Source organism: Enterobacter sp. Taxon_8 (assembly GCF_058354585.1).
This window is the reverse complement of sequence record NZ_CM177989.1, coordinates 2588525-2604982: the sequence shown is the minus strand read 5'-3', so window position 1 is coordinate 2604982 and position 16458 is coordinate 2588525. Positions and strand designations below refer to the sequence as shown.

The 16458-nt window shown below is 54.3% G+C and carries 19 protein-coding genes; 8 read left to right on the top strand and 11 right to left on the bottom strand.

The window, feature by feature from the left end:
* Positions 1-19 precede the first annotated feature (19 nt).
* The gene (locus AC4IBF_RS12270) at positions 20-793 is read right to left on the bottom strand and encodes a C40 family peptidase (protein WP_491462847.1); all 774 of its coding nucleotides are present in this window, start codon (positions 791-793) and stop codon (positions 20-22) included.
* A gap of 338 nt (positions 794-1131) precedes the next feature.
* On the opposite strand from AC4IBF_RS12270, the gene grxD reads away from it, so the two are divergent.
* A complete protein-coding gene (gene grxD, locus AC4IBF_RS12265; RefSeq protein ID WP_003832760.1) occupies positions 1132-1479 on the top strand; it encodes a monothiol glutaredoxin 4 in 348 nt (115 codons plus the stop codon).
* A gap of 44 nt (positions 1480-1523) precedes the next feature.
* On the opposite strand, the gene rnt is transcribed toward grxD, so the two are convergent.
* From rnt to eptA, 5 genes are all read right to left on the bottom strand, one after another.
* Entirely contained in the window at positions 1524-2174 is a 651-nt protein-coding gene (gene rnt / locus AC4IBF_RS12260) for a ribonuclease T (RefSeq protein ID WP_061098432.1), read from the bottom strand.
* A gap of 95 nt (positions 2175-2269) precedes the next feature.
* Entirely contained in the window at positions 2270-2677 is a 408-nt protein-coding gene (gene gloA, locus AC4IBF_RS12255; protein WP_008500591.1) for a lactoylglutathione lyase, read from the bottom strand.
* A gap of 100 nt (positions 2678-2777) precedes the next feature.
* Entirely contained in the window at positions 2778-3875 is a 1098-nt protein-coding gene (locus AC4IBF_RS12250) for an alkene reductase (RefSeq protein ID WP_115874861.1), read from the bottom strand.
* 54 nt (positions 3876-3929) lie between these two features.
* Positions 3930-4529, bottom strand: a complete 600-nt coding sequence (locus AC4IBF_RS12245) for a TetR/AcrR family transcriptional regulator (RefSeq protein ID WP_111965654.1) — start codon at positions 4527-4529, stop codon at positions 3930-3932.
* Positions 4530-4570: 41 nt separating this feature from the next.
* Positions 4571-6196, bottom strand: a complete 1626-nt coding sequence (eptA, locus tag AC4IBF_RS12240; protein ID WP_491462846.1) for a phosphoethanolamine transferase EptA — start codon at positions 6194-6196, stop codon at positions 4571-4573.
* Positions 6197-6345: 149 nt separating this feature from the next.
* Between eptA and AC4IBF_RS12235 the strand changes: the two genes are divergently transcribed.
* The 3 genes from AC4IBF_RS12235 (at position 6346) to sodC (ending at position 8129) form a co-directional block, all read left to right on the top strand.
* Positions 6346-6585: a DUF1289 domain-containing protein gene (locus tag AC4IBF_RS12235; RefSeq protein WP_008500587.1), complete on the top strand. Its 240-nt coding sequence runs from the start codon at positions 6346-6348 to the stop codon at positions 6583-6585.
* Positions 6586-6633: 48 nt separating this feature from the next.
* Positions 6634-7530, top strand: a complete 897-nt coding sequence (locus tag AC4IBF_RS12230) for an aldo/keto reductase (protein WP_032638255.1) — start codon at positions 6634-6636, stop codon at positions 7528-7530.
* A gap of 80 nt (positions 7531-7610) precedes the next feature.
* Positions 7611-8129: a superoxide dismutase [Cu-Zn] SodC gene (gene sodC / locus AC4IBF_RS12225; RefSeq protein ID WP_115874864.1), complete on the top strand. Its 519-nt coding sequence runs from the start codon at positions 7611-7613 to the stop codon at positions 8127-8129.
* On the opposite strand, the gene AC4IBF_RS12220 is transcribed toward sodC, so the two are convergent.
* Genes AC4IBF_RS12220 through AC4IBF_RS12210 form a run of 3 tightly spaced genes read right to left on the bottom strand, consistent with a single transcriptional unit; the run spans position 8108 to position 11240 of the window.
* Complete coding sequence (locus tag AC4IBF_RS12220; protein WP_133294247.1) at positions 8108-10141, bottom strand: FUSC family protein; 2034 nt, start codon at positions 10139-10141, stop codon at positions 8108-8110. The genes sodC and AC4IBF_RS12220 overlap by 22 nt on opposite strands.
* A complete protein-coding gene (locus tag AC4IBF_RS12215; protein WP_115874865.1) occupies positions 10141-11001 on the bottom strand; it encodes an efflux RND transporter periplasmic adaptor subunit in 861 nt (286 codons plus the stop codon). The genes AC4IBF_RS12220 and AC4IBF_RS12215 overlap by 1 nt, the downstream gene beginning before the upstream one ends.
* Positions 11002-11003: 2 nt before the next feature.
* Positions 11004-11240, bottom strand: coding sequence for a DUF1656 domain-containing protein (locus AC4IBF_RS12210; protein WP_111965660.1), 237 nt, complete (start codon positions 11238-11240; stop codon positions 11004-11006).
* A gap of 186 nt (positions 11241-11426) precedes the next feature.
* On the opposite strand from AC4IBF_RS12210, the gene slyA reads away from it, so the two are divergent.
* Positions 11427-11867 (top strand): transcriptional regulator SlyA, encoded by a 441-nt coding sequence (slyA, locus tag AC4IBF_RS12205; protein ID WP_111965661.1) that lies wholly within the window; start codon positions 11427-11429, stop codon positions 11865-11867.
* 35 nt (positions 11868-11902) lie between these two features.
* Here the strand turns inward: slyA and AC4IBF_RS12200 are convergent, their stop codons facing one another.
* Both AC4IBF_RS12200 and slyB read right to left on the bottom strand, forming a co-directional pair.
* A complete protein-coding gene (locus AC4IBF_RS12200; protein WP_271367736.1) occupies positions 11903-13264 on the bottom strand; it encodes a sensor domain-containing diguanylate cyclase in 1362 nt (453 codons plus the stop codon).
* 198 nt (positions 13265-13462) lie between these two features.
* Positions 13463-13930 carry an outer membrane lipoprotein SlyB gene (slyB, locus tag AC4IBF_RS12195; protein WP_047348789.1) on the bottom strand — a complete coding sequence of 156 codons (468 nt, stop codon included), beginning with the start codon at positions 13928-13930 and terminating at the stop codon, positions 13463-13465.
* A gap of 254 nt (positions 13931-14184) precedes the next feature.
* Between slyB and anmK the strand changes: the two genes are divergently transcribed.
* From anmK to pdxH, 3 genes are all read left to right on the top strand, one after another.
* On the top strand, positions 14185-15309 hold the full coding sequence (gene anmK, locus AC4IBF_RS12190; protein ID WP_491462845.1) for an anhydro-N-acetylmuramic acid kinase: 1125 nt from the start codon (positions 14185-14187) through the stop codon (positions 15307-15309).
* A gap of 93 nt (positions 15310-15402) precedes the next feature.
* The gene (gene mliC, locus AC4IBF_RS12185; RefSeq protein WP_025758348.1) at positions 15403-15726 is read left to right on the top strand and encodes a C-type lysozyme inhibitor; all 324 of its coding nucleotides are present in this window, start codon (positions 15403-15405) and stop codon (positions 15724-15726) included.
* A 57-nt stretch (positions 15727-15783) separates the two neighbouring features.
* Complete coding sequence (gene pdxH, locus AC4IBF_RS12180; RefSeq protein ID WP_111965664.1) at positions 15784-16440, top strand: pyridoxamine 5'-phosphate oxidase; 657 nt, start codon at positions 15784-15786, stop codon at positions 16438-16440.
* Positions 16441-16458 lie beyond the last annotated feature (18 nt).

Sequence of the window (16458 nt, the reverse complement as noted above, 5' to 3'; positions counted from 1 at the left end):
GGGTGTGGCAGGGCAGGGGTTAGCGAATGGTTTTCGGCGTCATCACGCGGCGTGCGCCGACGTAGTGGCGTACCCAGTAGTCTTCACTGAGAGAGGTGATCTGAATATCCTGACCGCTACGTGGAGACTGGATGAATTTTCCGTTGCCTACATAGACGCCAACGTGGTCAGCCGTCCCGCGGCCTTGGGTGCGGAAGAACACCAGATCGCCATTTTCCAGCTCACCGCGGTCAACCGGTGAGGCATCGCGCAGGTGGTACATTTCGTTGGCGGTGCGCGGAATGCGGAACTTGACCAGATCTTTATAGGCGTAATAGACGAGGCCGCTGCAGTCAAAACCGGTACGCGGCGAAGTCCCACCCCAGTGATAAGGTTTACCAATCTGCCCCATCAGTTTATTCATTGCGGTTTTTTGCGCTTTTTGTACGCGCACTTTATGCACTTCAGCAATTTTCATGACCTTCGTGCATTTCGCCTTATGGCCTTTACGGGTGATGCATTTTTCAGTAACGAGGTTAGAGGTGGTTTGCGAAGCTTTACTTTTGGCAGAGTGGGCAGTGCGGGAAGGTTTTGTTTTCGTTTTGCTGGAAGCGGTCTGTTTCGTCTGAGCCGGTGTTTTTTTCTTGTCGTTCTTAGCGGTGGTTTTTTTCTTACGTTCTGTGGCTTTCACCAGATGGTTTTTTTGTACAGCAGAATGCCGCGCCTGCTGAGAGGCGTTTGCCACTGGCGTGAAAGTGAGTGAAGTAAACAGTAAAGCACAGAGCGTGATCGAGATTTTATTTATCCGCGCCACTGGGCAGTCCCCTGATAAATGCAGGTCATCAATAATACCCGCGTGTGATTTACAAAGCCCGTCGATTCTAATCTATAAAAAGCCAGAAAGTTAATAGCATTTTTCAATCTACAATCGTGTTTCGTTAGCAAGTGCAAAAAAATTCATCGTTCTGTCGCACATTTGCCCGCTCCCTAAGCAAAACCCTGAATGCGGCAGGGGTAAACACCATTTGCAATGCAACTTTTCGTGACTCGGGGTAGAATGTATAAACGTGACAAAAATGTTATTTTCCGATGCCAGTCTGAACCGCTACAATGTCAGACGAATGCCGTAACAGAAGTTAAAGGAAGCAAGACATGAGCACCACTATTGAAAAAATCCAGCGCCAGATCGCTGAAAACCCGATTCTGCTGTATATGAAAGGTTCTCCGAAGCTGCCAAGCTGCGGCTTCTCCGCACAAGCGGTTCAGGCGCTGTCAGCCTGTGGTGAGCGTTTTGCTTACGTTGATATCCTGCAGAATCCGGACATCCGCGCTGAGCTGCCTAAGTACGCTAACTGGCCGACTTTCCCACAGCTGTGGGTTGACGGCGAACTGGTTGGCGGCTGCGATATCCTGATTGAAATGTATCAGCGCGGCGAACTGCAGCAGCTGATCAAAGAGACGGCGGCGAAGTACAAAACGGAAGAGCCGGACGCAGAGTAATTTTCTGCGCAAATAAAAAAGCGACCAGATAAGGTCGCTTTTTTTTATTCTTCGCTGTCACCCATCGGCAGCGGCCAGCCGCCAAGACGCTTCCAGCGGTTGACGATCTCACAGAACAGCTCTGCGGTGCGCTCCGTATCGTATAGAGCGGAGTGCGCCTGCGTTCCGTCGAACGGAATGCCAGCCGTAATGCAGGCTTTAGATAACACCGTTTGTCCCAGCGCCAGGCCGCTCAATGCGGCGGTGTCGAAGGTGACAAAAGGGTGGAAGGGGTTGCGTTTGAGCGATGCGCGCTCCGCGGCAGCCATGGTAAAGCTGTGATCGAAGGTGGCGTTATGGGCCACCATAATGGCGCGGCTGCAGTTGCTCTCTTTCATGCCTTTACGCACCATTTTAAAAATGGCGTGCAGCGCATCATATTCACTGACGGCACCGCGCAGCGGGTTATGCGGATCGATACCGTTAAACGCCAGCGCTTCCGGCTGTAAGTTTGCCCCTTCGAAAGGTTCAACGTGGAAATGCAGCGTGGTGTCCGGTGTAAGCCAGCCCTGTTCATCCATCTTCAGCGTGATGGCGGCAATTTCGAGCAGCGCATCGGTTTTAGCGTTAAATCCGGCTGTTTCTACATCAATGACAACGGGATAAAAACCACGAAAACGGTCGCACAGACCGCTAAATTGAGCGTTATCGGACATCAGGGTCTCTTACATGGGGAAAAAGCAGAGCGCATTATGGCAAATTTTGCGGGGTGATGCAGTAAAACTACGGGCGCACGTTGCGCCCTGAGGGATCAGTTGCCCAGACCGCGACCGGCGTCTTTGGCTTCAATCAGCTCGATTTTGTAACCGTCCGGATCTTCAACAAACGCAATCACGGTGGTGCCGCCTTTTACCGGGCCCGCTTCGCGCGTAACGTTACCGCCATTTTTGCGAATGCGTTCGCACGCATCGGCCGCGTTATCCACTTCCAGCGCGATATGGCCGTAGGCCGTGCCCAGCTCATAGCTGTCAACGCCCCAGTTGTAGGTCAGCTCGATCACTGCTTCATCCGTTTCCGGGCCGTAACCCACGAACGCCAGCGAGTATTTGTATTCCGGGTTTTCGCTGGTGCGCAGCAGCTTCATGCCCAGGACGTTAGTGTAGAAATCGATAGAACGTTGCAGGTCGCCAACGCGCAGCATGGTGTGAAGTAGGCGCATAATTTCCTCATTAACCAATGGAATAAAAAAGCTTTTTGATCAGAAACGATGTTTTAGTATAGCGGCGAACTGTCGCCGCTATCAATGAACAATGGCGAGATTACAGTGAAGGGTAGTCGGTGTAGCCTTCCGCGCCGCCGCCGTAGAAGCTTTCCGGACGCTGCGGGTTGAGCGCTGCTTTTTTCTGCAGACGAGCAACCAGATCCGGGTTGGCGATGTAGTCACGGCCAAACGCGACGGCATCAATCAGCCCTTTATTAATCAGATCTTCGGCTTTCTCCGGCGTATACGCCCCTGCACCAATGATGACCCCGTGGAAACGTTCGCGCACTTTCTGACGGAAAGCCTCAGTGTATGGCTTGCCGCCGGCCCAGTCCGGCTCGGACATGTGCAGATAAGCGATGCCACGTTTAGCCAGTTCTTCGATCAGGTACAGTGCATCGGCTTCTTCGTTCGGACCGTTGTCGACGTTCTGGAAAGAACCGATTGGGGAAACGCGGATCCCGATACGATCCGGGCTCCACTCCTGACATACGGCATCAACCACTTCCAGTACCAGGCGAGCGCGATTTTCGACGCTGCCGCCGTACTGGTCGGTGCGATGGTTAGACGACGGTGACAGGAACTGGTGCAGCAGGTAGCCGTGCGCGGAGTGCAGCTCAATCAGGTCAAAACCGGCTTCACGAGCGTTGGCCACGGCCTGGCGGAAGTCGTTAACGATACCCGGGATTTCATCCAGCTCCAGGGCACGTGGCATAGAGGTATCCACGCGGATCGCATTACCGTTTTCATCACGCAGGGAAGTGCGGGTATTTGCACTGAGGGCCGAAGCGGAGACCGGAGCCTGGCCGCCAGGCTGAATGCTGCTGTGAGAGATACGACCGGTATGCCACAGCTGGACCGCAATGCGACCCTCTTCAGCGTGAACGCCTGCGGTAATTTTCTGCCATGCGGCGATCTGTTCCGGGCTGTGAAGGCCCGGCGCGCCCGCATAACCCTTCGCCTGAGCAGAAATCTGTGTGGCTTCCGTAATGATCAGGCCAGAGCTTGCGCGCTGACGATAGTATTCGCCCATCAGGGGGGTGGGGATGTCACCCGGCTCAATGCTGCGCAGACGGGTCAGCGGAGCCATAAACACGCGGTTTGGCGCCGTGACGGCACCCACTTTCAATGGGGTAAACAGTTTTTCAGCTGACATAAAGACTCCTGAGTAGACCAGTCGACTAGTAATAAGGTAAATAAAAAGCGCCCGTTATACGCCTGGCGCAGTAATACTGTTTTTCACATGTGCCAGCGCGCTTTCCAGCGGCAGGGCACTGCGCGAAATTTTTGCCTGCAGGTTGGCTCCTAACCAGAGGGAGTAGAGCACCTGAGACTGCATTAAGGGGTCGCCGGAAAAGGCCAGCGTTTTTTCTTCGCGGCCTTTTTCCAGCGCCTGGGCCAGCAGGGCGATTACGCCGCGGGCACCCTTATCCATCGCCGAGCGCATATCTTCGGAAAGATCGCACACTTCGGCAGACAGTTTGACCGTCAGGCATCCGCTGATAATGCCCTGCTGGCAGAACTGGTTCAGCGTTTCCTGATAGTAATTCAGAACACGATCCCGGTAGTTTCCCTCACCCGACGCAAAGTGGGTCGCCAGACGCTGGTGATAGCCAGCATAATGACGCTCCAGCATCGCCACGCCAAAGGCCTCTTTGGACCGGAAGTAGTGATAAAACGACCCCTTCGGTACCTCAGCGGTTTTTAATAACTCGCTCAACCCCATACCGGTAAACCCGCGATGCATGCAAAGCTGCTCGCCGGTTGCCAGTAGATGTTCGCGGGTATCGTGTTCAGTATTTCTGCTCATGGCCGCACTCTAATAGACCGTTCGGTCTAATGCAAGCGAGTTTACTGACGACATGCACTCAGTATATCCAGCTGCGGTTGATAAACCATTGATTTCACGTCCATCATACCCAATACGGTTGAGAACAAATTGTCCTGGGAAACCGCATTTTTTGCTGCCTGGTCACGCAAACACTGTCCGTTGATGCCAAAGTTTTTTGCATAATCCGGTGACAGCCAGAACATAAACGGAATATGAGTTTGCTGCTCCGGCGCCAGCATGTACGGCGTGCCGTGCAGATAAATACCGCTTTCACCCAGTGATTCACCGTGATCCGAAAGGTAAATCAGCGCGGTGTTCATGCTTGCCTGTCGCGCTTTCAGCGCATCAATGGTTTTGCTGACCATGCTGTCGGTATAGAGGATAGTGTTGTCATAGGTGTTTACCAGCGCCTGATGGTCGCAATCCTGAATTTCATTGGTGTCGCAGGTTGGGGTGAATTTCCGGAAATTGTCCGGGTAACGGCGATAGTACGCCGGTCCATGACTCCCCATCAGGTGGATAACCAGCACCGTATCTTGCTTCACGCCATCCAGCACGTTGTCCAGACGGTAGAAGTTCACGTCGTCAATACAGGATTTATCTTTGCAGAACTGATCCAGATTCCACTGCGTCATATCGGTATGGGGGATGCGATCGCAGGCACCTTTACACCCGCCGTCGTTGTCGCGCCACAGCAGATTGATTCCCGCATGCTTCAGCACATCGAGCAGACCTTCCTGATGGTGTGCAAGGTCGGCATCGTACTTGCTGCGCGTCATGCCGGAGAACATGCACGGAACGGAAACCGCGGTTTCAGTGCCGCATGAGGAGGCCTGCGGGAAGTTAATCACATCCTGCTTTTTTAGCTCCGGGTTGGTTTCACGATCGTAACCGTTCAGGGAGTAGTTTGCCGCGCGAGACGCTTCGCCGACGACAAGCACCAGAACGGTTTTCTTTTGTTGACCGGAAATCAGTGGCCCTTTATGGGCATCTTCACCAATCCGCACCAGCGTCTGATCGCCGGCAAACCAGCGCATCTTGCTGTACTTCACCACGGCGCTGACATAGTTCGCCGGAGTGACCATTTTGACGATGCTTTTGTTATTGCGGAATAGCGACGCGTAATCTTTATAAAACAGCGCGGCAACCAGAATAATCACCAGCAGAGCGCCGAGCATCGCGGCAACCCGCGTCAGCAGGGCATACCACCATTTCCCGGTACGAATGCGGGTAAGAGCCAGCACCACCGAGGGAACGAGGCCTGCGATAACAATCCACAGAATCATCTGCGGGGTCACCAGGGCGGTCGCTTCCTGAGAGTTGGTTTCGAAGACGTTCACAATCATATTCTGATCGATCACCGCGCCGTAGGTGTACATAAAATACGTCGCAGCGGCGCAACCGATGGTTAAAACAATCAGCAGCGGTTTACGGATATACGGGATATTAAGCAGGCTAAAGACAATCACCCAGCCGCAAAACAGCACCAGCGGTACGGAGGCGGCAAAGAGGAAGTCGTGCAGATGAATTGGGCCGATAATGGCCCAGCTGCGCTGGATAAACAGCCCGTTGATTAACGTAAAGAAGAGAGCACAACCCAGAGTAAATTTAATGTCGTTACAGTGTAACTTTTTGATTGACCACATCGATCGGTAAACCTGTTATTGTCATGATGGGCCGAGTATAGAGAGGGAAGATTAGTGAAACCTTAATGCCACAAATCTGTGCTATAGGCCTTGCACGTGGCGCGTTTAGCGTCTTCACTGTAGGTGAGAGTGGCTATCTGGAGGTGAGTGTGGCAGAGCAGCTGGAGTTTTTCCCCATCCAGAGCCCGTGCCGGGGTATTTGTCAGGTGGATGAACGCGGATATTGCCGTGGATGCATGCGTACCCGTGACGAGCGTTTCAACTGGCAAAACTTTAGCGACACGCAAAAGCAGGAGGTACTACGCCTCTGTCGACAGCGCCTTCTGCGCAAAATACGCGCAAACAAAGCGGGTGAGACCGAAGAACCCCAGCAACCTTCACTTTTTTAACACGGTAATTGCGTATACTCATGACATCACGTCCTTGAGGAAAATGTTATGGTTCAGCGAATTACCCTTGCCCCCCAGGGGCCAGAATTCTCCCGTTTTGTGATGGGCTACTGGCGCCTGATGGACTGGAATATGTCTCCGCTCCAGCTGGCGAGCTTTATTGAAGAGCACCTCGATTTAGGCATCACCACGGTCGATCATGCTGATATTTACGGTGGCTACCAGTGCGAGGCCGCGTTCGGCGAGGCGCTTAAGCTGGTTCCGGCACTGCGCGATCGCATGGAAATTGTCACGAAGTGTGGGATTGCCACCACGGCAAAACCTGAACACGCCCTCGGTCATTACATCACCGACAGCGCGCATATCATCAAGAGCGCCGAGCAGTCGCTGGTCAATCTGGCGACCGATCGTATCGACCTGCTGTTAATCCACCGCCCCGACCCGCTGATGGATGCTGACGAGGTGGCCGAAGCTTTCTTGAACCTCCATCAGAGTGGGAAAGTGCGTCATTTCGGCGTTTCTAACTTTACCCCGGCGCAGTTTGCGCTTCTTCAGTCTCGTCTGCCGTTTACCCTGGCCACAAACCAGGTTGAGATCTCCCCGGTTCACCAGCCGCTGCTGCTGGATGGTACCCTCGATCAGCTACAACAGCTGCGCATTCGCCCGATGGCCTGGTCCTGCCTGGGGGGCGGACGCCTGTTTAATGATGATGAATTCCAGCCGCTGCGCAACGAGCTTGAGACGATCGCCCGCGAACTGAACGCGGAAAGCATCGAACAGGTGGTTTACGCGTGGATCCTGCGCCTGCCGTCAAAACCGCTGCCCATTATCGGTTCCGGCAAAATAGAACGCGTGCGTTCTGCACTGGCCGCTGAAGAGCTGCAGATGACCCGCCAGCAGTGGTTCCGCATCCGCAAAGCCGCTCTGGGTTACGACGTGCCATAAACCGCCAGAAGGTGACTTTCCGGTGAAATCTTTGCCCCTGGTATACACTTAAGGGGCAAAAAATAACCCGCGGAGGTCATATGAAGCGTTTTGCTCTGGCACTGATCACGCTGGTTGTTTGCGCAGGGGCGCAGGCAGCCAGCGACGAAGTGGAAATGAATCTCGTCACCCCACAAGGAGTGGGTCAGTCCATCGGGACGGTGAAAATCACGGAAACCGATAAAGGACTGGAGTTTGCCCCCAGCCTCAAAGCACTCCCGCCCGGTGAGCATGGTTTCCATGTTCATGCCAAAGGCAGCTGTCAGCCCGCTTTAAAAGAAGGTAAACCGTCGGCGGCGGAAGCGGCAGGGGGGCACCTCGATCCCCAGCATTCCGGTAAGCATGAAGGCCCGGATGGAATGGGGCATTTAGGCGATCTGCCCGTGCTGGTGGTCAATAACGACGGTAAAGCCACCGAACCCGTCGTCGCGCCGCGTCTGAAAAAGCTGGATGAGGTGAAAGGCAAAGCGCTGATGATCCATGTCGGCGGCGACAATATGTCCGATCGGCCTAAACCGCTTGGCGGCGGAGGGGCACGCTATGCGTGCGGCGTGATCTGATCCCCAATCGTTCCCGGCGGTGGTGCCTGCTCCAGCTGCGACAGCGAGCAGTGCAGCCGCCAGATTATCGAGGCCAAATCACGGGCTGCGGGCAGATGATGCAGTGCAAGCGTATCGCAGATCCGCTGCAGTTCATTAAGAGTGGTTGCCAGCGGGCGCTGCTGAACACCGCGTTCGCTCATCACATCGCGCAGCAGGGATATGCAAACATCACGAACCTGCGACAGCGGGTCGGAACGCGTTTCCCACCCGCGAAGCTGCCAGACCACGTGCGAGCAGTTCAACAGCACCACGCCCCAGCGCAGCAGCCAGCGCCGGGAAAGTGCGTCCTGGCTGCTGTTCAGCTGGCTGACGTGATGATAAACCAGCGATTCATATTCGTTTTCACTCATGTGTGGTTTACGGCTGAGCTGGTCGACAAACCCTCTGCGTAACTCTCGGATATGCCTGCGGCTCTTGCGTGCATCGGAGCCGGGACGCAACACCGCGAAGGCCAGCCACGCCAGCCCCACGCCAAGGATCTTTGCCAGGTTGTCATTGAGAAAGTCGGCGTAATCATAAACCGGCGGATTCGTTACGGAGATAAACGAGCCCATAAAGACAATCAGCTGTCCCCAGAGGCCCGCCAGCTTCGGCATCTGCAGCTTCAGAAGCTGCATGGTGGTCAACAGGGGAAACAGGAACAGCAGGAACTGCCAAAGATCGCTTATCTGCACCATTAGGCCAAATTTCACCACGAAGCTGAACAGCGATAGCAGCACCAGCGTGCGCAACAGGAGAGTAAGAGAGTTGAACGGCGATGCCGCGACGGAGTATAGCACGCAGCTGATGGCGGCAAGCGTCAGGGCCGCCGTTCCGGACTCCCACTGCGTGGTAATGCTCCATGCTCCCACCAGCATCAGCGCGCAGAAGGTGCGAAAACCGCTCCACAACGCTTCAAGATAGTCGGTATGGCGTGCAAGTGCCGGGCTGCCGGGGACGTTGAACTCCGTCAATGGGGTCGCATTTTCGACGGCCATAATCCAGCGGCTGCTGCGCAGGTACAGACGGCAGAAGTAGTTCAGGCGCTGCCAGAAGGCGCGATGGCGGTAGTCGTACTCATCAACAGGGGCGAGCGGGGCGATGATCTTCGCAACGGTGTAGATGTCCGCATCCGGGCGCGCAAGTGCCGCGAGCAGCGTTTCGATAACGGCACGGGTGTTATCCGGCGGCGTCGGCCAGTTGAGCAGCATCCGGCGCAGGCTGGATATGGCGCTGGTCATGCGCAGCTGCTGATGCAGCAAATAGTTAAGTAGGGTGTTCTGGCGGCGAAAGCGGTAGTGACTCCAGAACGCCTGAATACGCAACAGATTCATCGTCAGAATCTGTCCGATAACCTTTTCATGCGCGAGGCGGATATCGTCGCTGTTATCCGGTTGCCACAGCAGGCTCGCGTGTTCCAGTAGCCGGGTGTGCATGGTTTTTAGCGCAGTGATAAGCGCTGTGCCGTCGGATGTGCTGGGGAGGATCATCATCATGAAGCCGCCGCTGAGGATCCCGACAATCACTTCACAGACGCGCGCCTGGGCGATATTCCACAGCTCGGTGGTGTCGAGCACGTTAACTACCGGAAAGGCGATAATGGCGGCGGTATAGCCCGCCAGCTGAAAAGCGTAGGCGACGTTATTAGTAAAATGGGCGCAGGCCCAGGTACAGCCCCCCAGCCATGCCGCCATACTGAGCAGGAACAGCCACGGATCGTTCAGCGTATGCCCGGCGATAATTAACGCTGCGGTGGCGCCCAGCAGGCTGCCTGCGATACGGCCAAGGCTTTTACTGATCACCCCGCCCACCGTTGGGAAACTAACCACCGCCGCAGACGTCATCGCCCAGTAGGGCTCATCCAGGTTCAGGTAATAGGCGACGGTCAGCGCCAGACACATGGCAATGCCGTTACGTAGGGAGTAGCGCCACTGTGGGCGCGTCGCTTTCATCCACGGCGTGTTTTGCCAGGCGATCCCCTGCAGCTTCATTAACGGGTTCCAATGGAGACTGTGCAGGTGGTGCCGGACACCAGCGTAATGTCCTGCGGTAAACGGTCAAACTCCACGCGAACCGGAACGCGCTGGGCCAGACGCACCCAGGGTACGTTCGGCTTAATATCCGGCACAAGACCTGAATCCGTTTCAACGCTTTGATCGTAAATGGCACGGCCAACGCTGGATACGTGACCCTGTAACCTCTGAGAGCCGCTGTAAAGCGTTATCGTGGCTGGCGAGCCCTCGCGAATATGCCGAAGCTTGGTCTCTTCGAAATAGCCCACGACGTAGAAGGAGTGACTGTCGACGAGGGCGAATATCGGTTGTCCCGTGGTGGCATAATTCCCCACGCGGGCGGAGAGGTTGGTCACCCATCCATCGACAGGTGCTGTAATCACAGTTTGGGTCAGCTGCCACTGCGCCTGCTTCAGCGTCGCCTCCGCCACGTTGACGTTAGCCTGCATTGCCTTCACGTTGATATTGGCGGTATCTAAGTCTTCCGCTGAGATGTAGTTTTGCGACAGGTGACGGCGGCGATTGGCCTCGTTGTTGGCCTTTGCCAGATCCGACTGGGCTTTTGCCAGCTGGGCCTGGGCGTTCAGAATCGCAATGTGGTACGGGGTATCGTCGATACGGAATAAAACGTCCCCCTTTTTGACAAACTGGTTATCCTTAACTAAAAGCGTTGTGATACTTCCCGACACCTGAGGAGTAATGCTGACCTGTTCAGCGCGAACTTTGCCGTCACGCGTCCAGGGCGACTGCATATAAAAATTCCACATCCACCACCCCGCAACCAGCGCGAGGGCAAGGACAAACAGGGTGGAAAAGTACTTTAGCGTTTTCAGGGACATATTCACCACACAGTCAAAACGGCAAGGCCCAGGCATACGGAAAGGGCAAACAGGGAAAGATCCATCAGCATGGGATGCCAGATTTCACCGGAGTACATCCAGTCGCGAAGCAGACGATGCGCGATGAGCCAGAGCAGAAAACCCACCAGAACGGCCTTAAACAGCGGAGGAAAATAGACTGACGCACCGAAGATCAGGTCCTGAAGGGGCAACCCCTCTGAGCGATGAAAAAACGTCACGGGCAGAAATCCTTTGCAGTGAACAGAATGCCGCGTTGGCTTGTCTTAGTATGATGAAGCATCACAATTCAGTGTTAGTCATACTTTTAAGTTCGATGAATGCAGTATTGCATTTGTTTTGGCAATACAAATGCTGCACACTATTCTAAAATCAGTATAATAACTTAGCAAGCTAATTATAAGGAGATGAAATTGGAATCGCCATTAGGTTCTGATCTGGCAAGGTTGGTACGCGTCTGGCGTGCTCTGATTGACCATCGCCTGAAACCTCTGGAACTCACACAGACGCATTGGGTCACGCTGCACAACATCCATCAGCTGCCGCCCGATCAGTCGCAAATTCAGCTGGCAAAAGCGATAGGGATTGAGCAACCGTCGCTGGTGCGCACGCTTGACCAGCTGGAAGAGAAGGGGTTGATCTCGCGGCAAACCTGCGCCAGCGATCGTCGCGCCAAGCGGATTAAACTCACCGAGAAAGCGGCGCCAATCATCACGGAAATGGAAGCCGTGATCACCAGGACGCGCGGTGAAATCCTGTCAGGCGTTTCACCCGCGGAGCTGGAAATGCTCATCAGCCTTATTGCTCGCCTTGAGCAAAACATCCATGAGCTGCATTCTCGCGACTAATAAACACGAAGGCCTTGCAGCAGCAAGGCCTTTTTTTATTTAAAGACGACCACACGATTACGTCCCGTCTCCTTCGCTTCATACATCGCTTTGTCGGCGTTTTCCACGCACGTTTCTGCGGCTATCGCGGGTGACGTCGCCGTATACACCCCCATGCTGATGGTGACTGGCTCCGGTAGTTGACCGCCGCTGCTGGTGTTATCGAAGCTGCTCAGATTTAACCGTATGCGCTCCGCCACCTGGTGCGCTGCTTCTGATGAGGTGTTGGCCAGCATCAGAACAAACTCCTCACCACCGATACGGGCCGCGATGTCCTGCGGGCGTACGGAATCCATCAGCAGGTTAGCGACAAACTGCAGGACTTTGTCGCCCTGAAGATGCCCGTAGGTGTCGTTGATACGCTTGAAGCGATCGAGATCGCTGACGATGACGGAAACAGGGCGGCTGGGTTTGGCAATATCCAGCGCCTGCTTTAATGTTTCATAAAAATAGCTGCGGTTATAAAGGCGCGTCAGCGGGTCGCGAATTGAGTTCTGGTACGACTGCTGATACTTGGCGTGCGAGTCGCGATACAGCCTGAAAACATCGTAGAGCAGAACAAAAATGAGCAGCAGCGTGGCGACAGTCTCAAATAAGCGGGCGCGATACCAGGAGATATCTTCGACATTTCCACCCGCTAACAGCATTGTGAGCGTGACGATATAGCAGACGCACAGAAAATTACCGCCCACCCAGAATAAGTTGCGTATGCGCGTAATAAACATCAGCGTTCCTAATGTCACCACCCAGAGTGCAATTAATGCAATATTAATGAAGTGGCTCCAGAGAACCATAAACTCACGGGTTTCATTATCCACCAGATCAATGGATAAAAATGAAGAGTGACTGGAATACATCCAGGCCAACCCTACTGCAAAGACGGTAAAGAGAAACTCGCCGCCCACAATAAGGATATGCGCCAGTCGTGAAAGAGGACAATTGCGCGTGGTATAGAGTATTGCCGAAACGATTATTAGCACCGCCATTAAAAGATGGCGGAACATATAGAAGATCATCGCATCGTTGTAGTTTACAGCGTTGAACTGATAGAGGTCCAGCCAGGCGGGAAAGCAGGACAACGTTCCGACCATCAGCGATGCCGCCCCGGCAAAGGCAAAAGCGATCGCTACCAGATACAACCGTTTTCGGTCACACCAGTATTTCATTGCCATAAAGAAGGCAATAAACAGGTTAAACACCAGCAAAAAAATGGTGAGCGTAGGGAACAAATGAGACGAGAAGCTAGGTACCCATTCGGCAATTTTCGAAAACAGGGCGTGTAATATGCCAATGACAACAATACAACCCAGACAGAACGAGGTATAACGACCCTTTACGGAACGATGATTAGAAAACATATACGTTTTTAATGGCTTTATAATGAATTAAGGTGAGGTAATTGCGAGAGTTTAATCAATTAGCCTGCTAAATACTTTGCGCAAAAACAATATATGATGTGGTTAAAAATTGGCGGGGTGAATTTATTTTGTAAATATATTTGTGGGAGTGATATATATTGTAAATGGATGTGGTCCGATGACCACATCCATTTTTAATTAACGTGGAGAAACGGTCACCTGGCTTCCGTTGCTTGCCAGAACGACGCGCTGGCCTGCAGAGAAGCGAGTGTTGCCTTGTTTCTGGACAACCATGATAGTGCTGCCATCGTCTTTACGAATTTCCAGCTCTACGCCCTGAGTTTTGTTCATTGCGCCCTGAACGCCCTGGCCAGCTACACCACCTGCAACGGCGCCTGCGGCCGTCGCCAGCGAGCGGCCAGTGCCACCGCCGACGGTATTACCCAGGAAACCACCCAGGACGGCACCGCCGATTGCGCCCATCACGTTGTTTTCATCACCACCCTGGATCTGTACAGGGCGTGCGTTAACAACGGTACCGTAAGTTACGTTCTGAACCTGTTTCGCTTCAGAAGCGCTGTAAACGTCGCCAGAGAGTGAACTGTCATTCACACAGCCAGCCAGAGTTAAACCAATCAGCGAAACGCCCAGTACACGTAAAATCATTTGAATCTCCTGTTCACCAAAAACGCCCGGTTGGGGCATCCGTTATGGCTAAATTATATGGCATAAGGAGCCATAGTTCATATCTTTGCACTAACAATAAGAAAATTGTACTTGAATTTGACTTAACGAGAGATAAACAGGAACCGCCAGCGTTACGCGTCTGACATTGTTAAAAAATATTATCGCCGGATGGCAAAGCTGCGCCGTTTATGGTTGAGTGGGTATCCTTAGCCCACGCAACGTAAGGAAAGCGCATGAAATCGGGTCGCTACATTGGTGTGATGTCAGGCACCAGTCTGGATGGGGTAGATGTCGTTCTGGCCGCCATTGACGAAAACATGGTGGCACAGCAGGCGAGCCTGACCTGGCCAATCCCCATTTCACTGAAAGAGGATATTTTGAGCATTTGTCAGGGGCAGCAGCTGACCCTCTCCCAGCTTGGACAGCTTGATGTTCGCCTGGGGGCGCTGTTTGCGGATGCGGTGTTGGCTTTAATGCAGAAAGAACATCTTCGCCCGCAGGATGTGGTGGCCATCGGGTGTCATGGACAAACGGTCTGGCATGAACCCGGAGGAGTTGCCCCGCATACGCTGCAAATCGGTGATAACAACCAGATTGTGGCGAAGACGGGCGTGACGGTGGTTGGCGATTTCCGTCGTCGCGATATCGCCCTTGGCGGACAGGGCGCGCCGCTGGTGCCTGCGTTCCATCAGGCGCTACTGGCGCACCCTTCAGAACGTCGTATGGTGCTCAACATTGGTGGGATCGCCAATCTGTCGATGCTGATCCCGGGGCAGCCGGTTCGCGGCTACGATACCGGCCCGGGCAATATGCTGATGGATGCCTGGATCTGGCGTCAGTGCGGTCAACCTTATGATAAAAACGCGGAGTGGGCGAGCGAGGGTAAGGTGATTATCCCGCTGCTGCAGTCCATGCTGAGCGACCCTTATTTTGCCTTACCGGCACCGAAAAGTACGGGGCGTGAATACTTCAACTTTGGCTGGCTTGAGCGCCAGCTGGCGTCATTCCCGGCGCTTGCACCGCAGGATGTCCAGGCGACGCTTGCCGAGCTCACGGCCGTGTCGATTTCCGAACAGGTGCTCCTCAGCGGCGGATGCGAACGCCTGCTGGTGTGCGGCGGGGGAAGCCGTAACCCGCTGGTGATGGCGCGTCTTGCGGGGCTACTGCCGGGTACCGAAGTGTCTACGACCGATGAGGCTGGCATCAGCGGGGATGACATGGAGGCGCTGGCTTTCGCCTGGCTTGCCTGGCGCACCATTGCCGGGCTGCCGGGTAATTTGCCGTCGGTAACCGGTGCTCGCGAGGCGAGCGTTCTTGGGGCGATTTTCCCGGCGAATCCGCGTCATAATCAGAGTTAACTGAAATTCAGCGCGGTGCGTCGCCGTTAGAATGAAACGAAACAGGAGGGCGGACATGCCCTCCAGGACCAGGAAAGTCTTCGGAATACGCCCATGAAAAAACTTCTTCTTATTGCCGCTCCTTTGTTGCTGTCAGGATGCAGCGTCTACAACCAGCTCCTTGAGCGCATGCAGACCGATACGCTGGAGTATCGCTGCGACGAAAAACCGCTGACCGTGAAGCTGAACAATCCACGCCAGGAAGCCAGTTTTGTTTACGACAATAAATTGCTTACGCTGAAGCAGGGCATTTCAGCCTCAGGCGCCCGCTACACTGACGGTATCTATGTCTTCTGGTCGAAAGGCGACAGCGCCACGGTCTACAAACGCGACCGCATTGTGCTGAACAATTGCCAGCTTGAAAATCCGAAGCGTTGAGATTTTTACAGGGGCGGCGCACAATAGCGCCACCCACTCTCAATGTCAGCTAACGCCATGTCAGATAACGACGAACTGCAGCAAATTGCGCATCTGCGCCGTGAATACACCAAAGGCGGCCTGCGTCGCCAGGATCTTCCCGCTGAACCCCTCGTGCTTTTTGAACGCTGGCTGAAACAGGCCTGCGAAGCGAAGCTCGCCGACCCCACGGCCATGGTTGTCGCGACGGTGGATGAAAACGGTCAACCCTATCAGCGCATCGTATTGCTCAAGCATTATGACGAGAAAGGACTGGTGTTCTACACCAACCTTGGCAGCCGCAAAGCGCACCATCTGGAAAACAATCCGCGTATCAGCCTGCTGTTCCCGTGGCACATGCTGGAACGTCAGGTCATGGTGACCGGCAAAGCGGAACGTCTTTCGACGCTGGAAGTGGTGAAGTATTTCCACAGCCGCCCGCGTGACAGCCAGATTGGCGCCTGGGTATCAAAACAGTCGAGCCGCATTTCCGCCCGCGGCGTGCTGGAAAGTAAATTCCTGGAGCTGAAGCAGAAGTTCCAGCAGGGTGAAATCCCGCTGCCGAGCTTCTGGGGTGGTTTCCGCATCCCGATAGATCAGATTGAGTTCTGGCAGGGGGGCGAACATCGCCTGCACGACCGCTTTTTATACCAGCGCGAGAATGGCGGCTGGAAAATCGACAGACTGGCACCGTAATCCCCGAAATTTGTTGAT

Coding starts and splice junctions, on each gene's coding strand:
- grxD (WP_003832760.1), top strand. CDS start 1,132: ATGAGCACCACTATTGAAAAAATCCAGCGCCAGATCGCTGAAAACCCG.
- rnt (WP_061098432.1), bottom strand. CDS start 2,174: ATGTCCGATAACGCTCAATTTAGCGGTCTGTGCGACCGTTTTCGTGGT.
- gloA (WP_008500591.1), bottom strand. CDS start 2,677: ATGCGCCTACTTCACACCATGCTGCGCGTTGGCGACCTGCAACGTTCT.
- AC4IBF_RS12250 (WP_115874861.1), bottom strand. CDS start 3,875: ATGTCAGCTGAAAAACTGTTTACCCCATTGAAAGTGGGTGCCGTCACG.
- AC4IBF_RS12245 (WP_111965654.1), bottom strand. CDS start 4,529: ATGAGCAGAAATACTGAACACGATACCCGCGAACATCTACTGGCAACC.
- eptA (WP_491462846.1), bottom strand. CDS start 6,196: ATGTGGTCAATCAAAAAGTTACACTGTAACGACATTAAATTTACTCTG.
- AC4IBF_RS12230 (WP_032638255.1), top strand. CDS start 6,634: ATGGTTCAGCGAATTACCCTTGCCCCCCAGGGGCCAGAATTCTCCCGT.
- sodC (WP_115874864.1), top strand. CDS start 7,611: ATGAAGCGTTTTGCTCTGGCACTGATCACGCTGGTTGTTTGCGCAGGG.
- AC4IBF_RS12220 (WP_133294247.1), bottom strand. CDS start 10,141: ATGAAGCTGCAGGGGATCGCCTGGCAAAACACGCCGTGGATGAAAGCG.
- AC4IBF_RS12215 (WP_115874865.1), bottom strand. CDS start 11,001: ATGTCCCTGAAAACGCTAAAGTACTTTTCCACCCTGTTTGTCCTTGCC.
- slyA (WP_111965661.1), top strand. CDS start 11,427: ATGAAATTGGAATCGCCATTAGGTTCTGATCTGGCAAGGTTGGTACGC.
- AC4IBF_RS12200 (WP_271367736.1), bottom strand. CDS start 13,264: ATGTTTTCTAATCATCGTTCCGTAAAGGGTCGTTATACCTCGTTCTGT.
- slyB (WP_047348789.1), bottom strand. CDS start 13,930: ATGATTTTACGTGTACTGGGCGTTTCGCTGATTGGTTTAACTCTGGCT.
- anmK (WP_491462845.1), top strand. CDS start 14,185: ATGAAATCGGGTCGCTACATTGGTGTGATGTCAGGCACCAGTCTGGAT.
- mliC (WP_025758348.1), top strand. CDS start 15,403: ATGAAAAAACTTCTTCTTATTGCCGCTCCTTTGTTGCTGTCAGGATGC.
- pdxH (WP_111965664.1), top strand. CDS start 15,784: ATGTCAGATAACGACGAACTGCAGCAAATTGCGCATCTGCGCCGTGAA.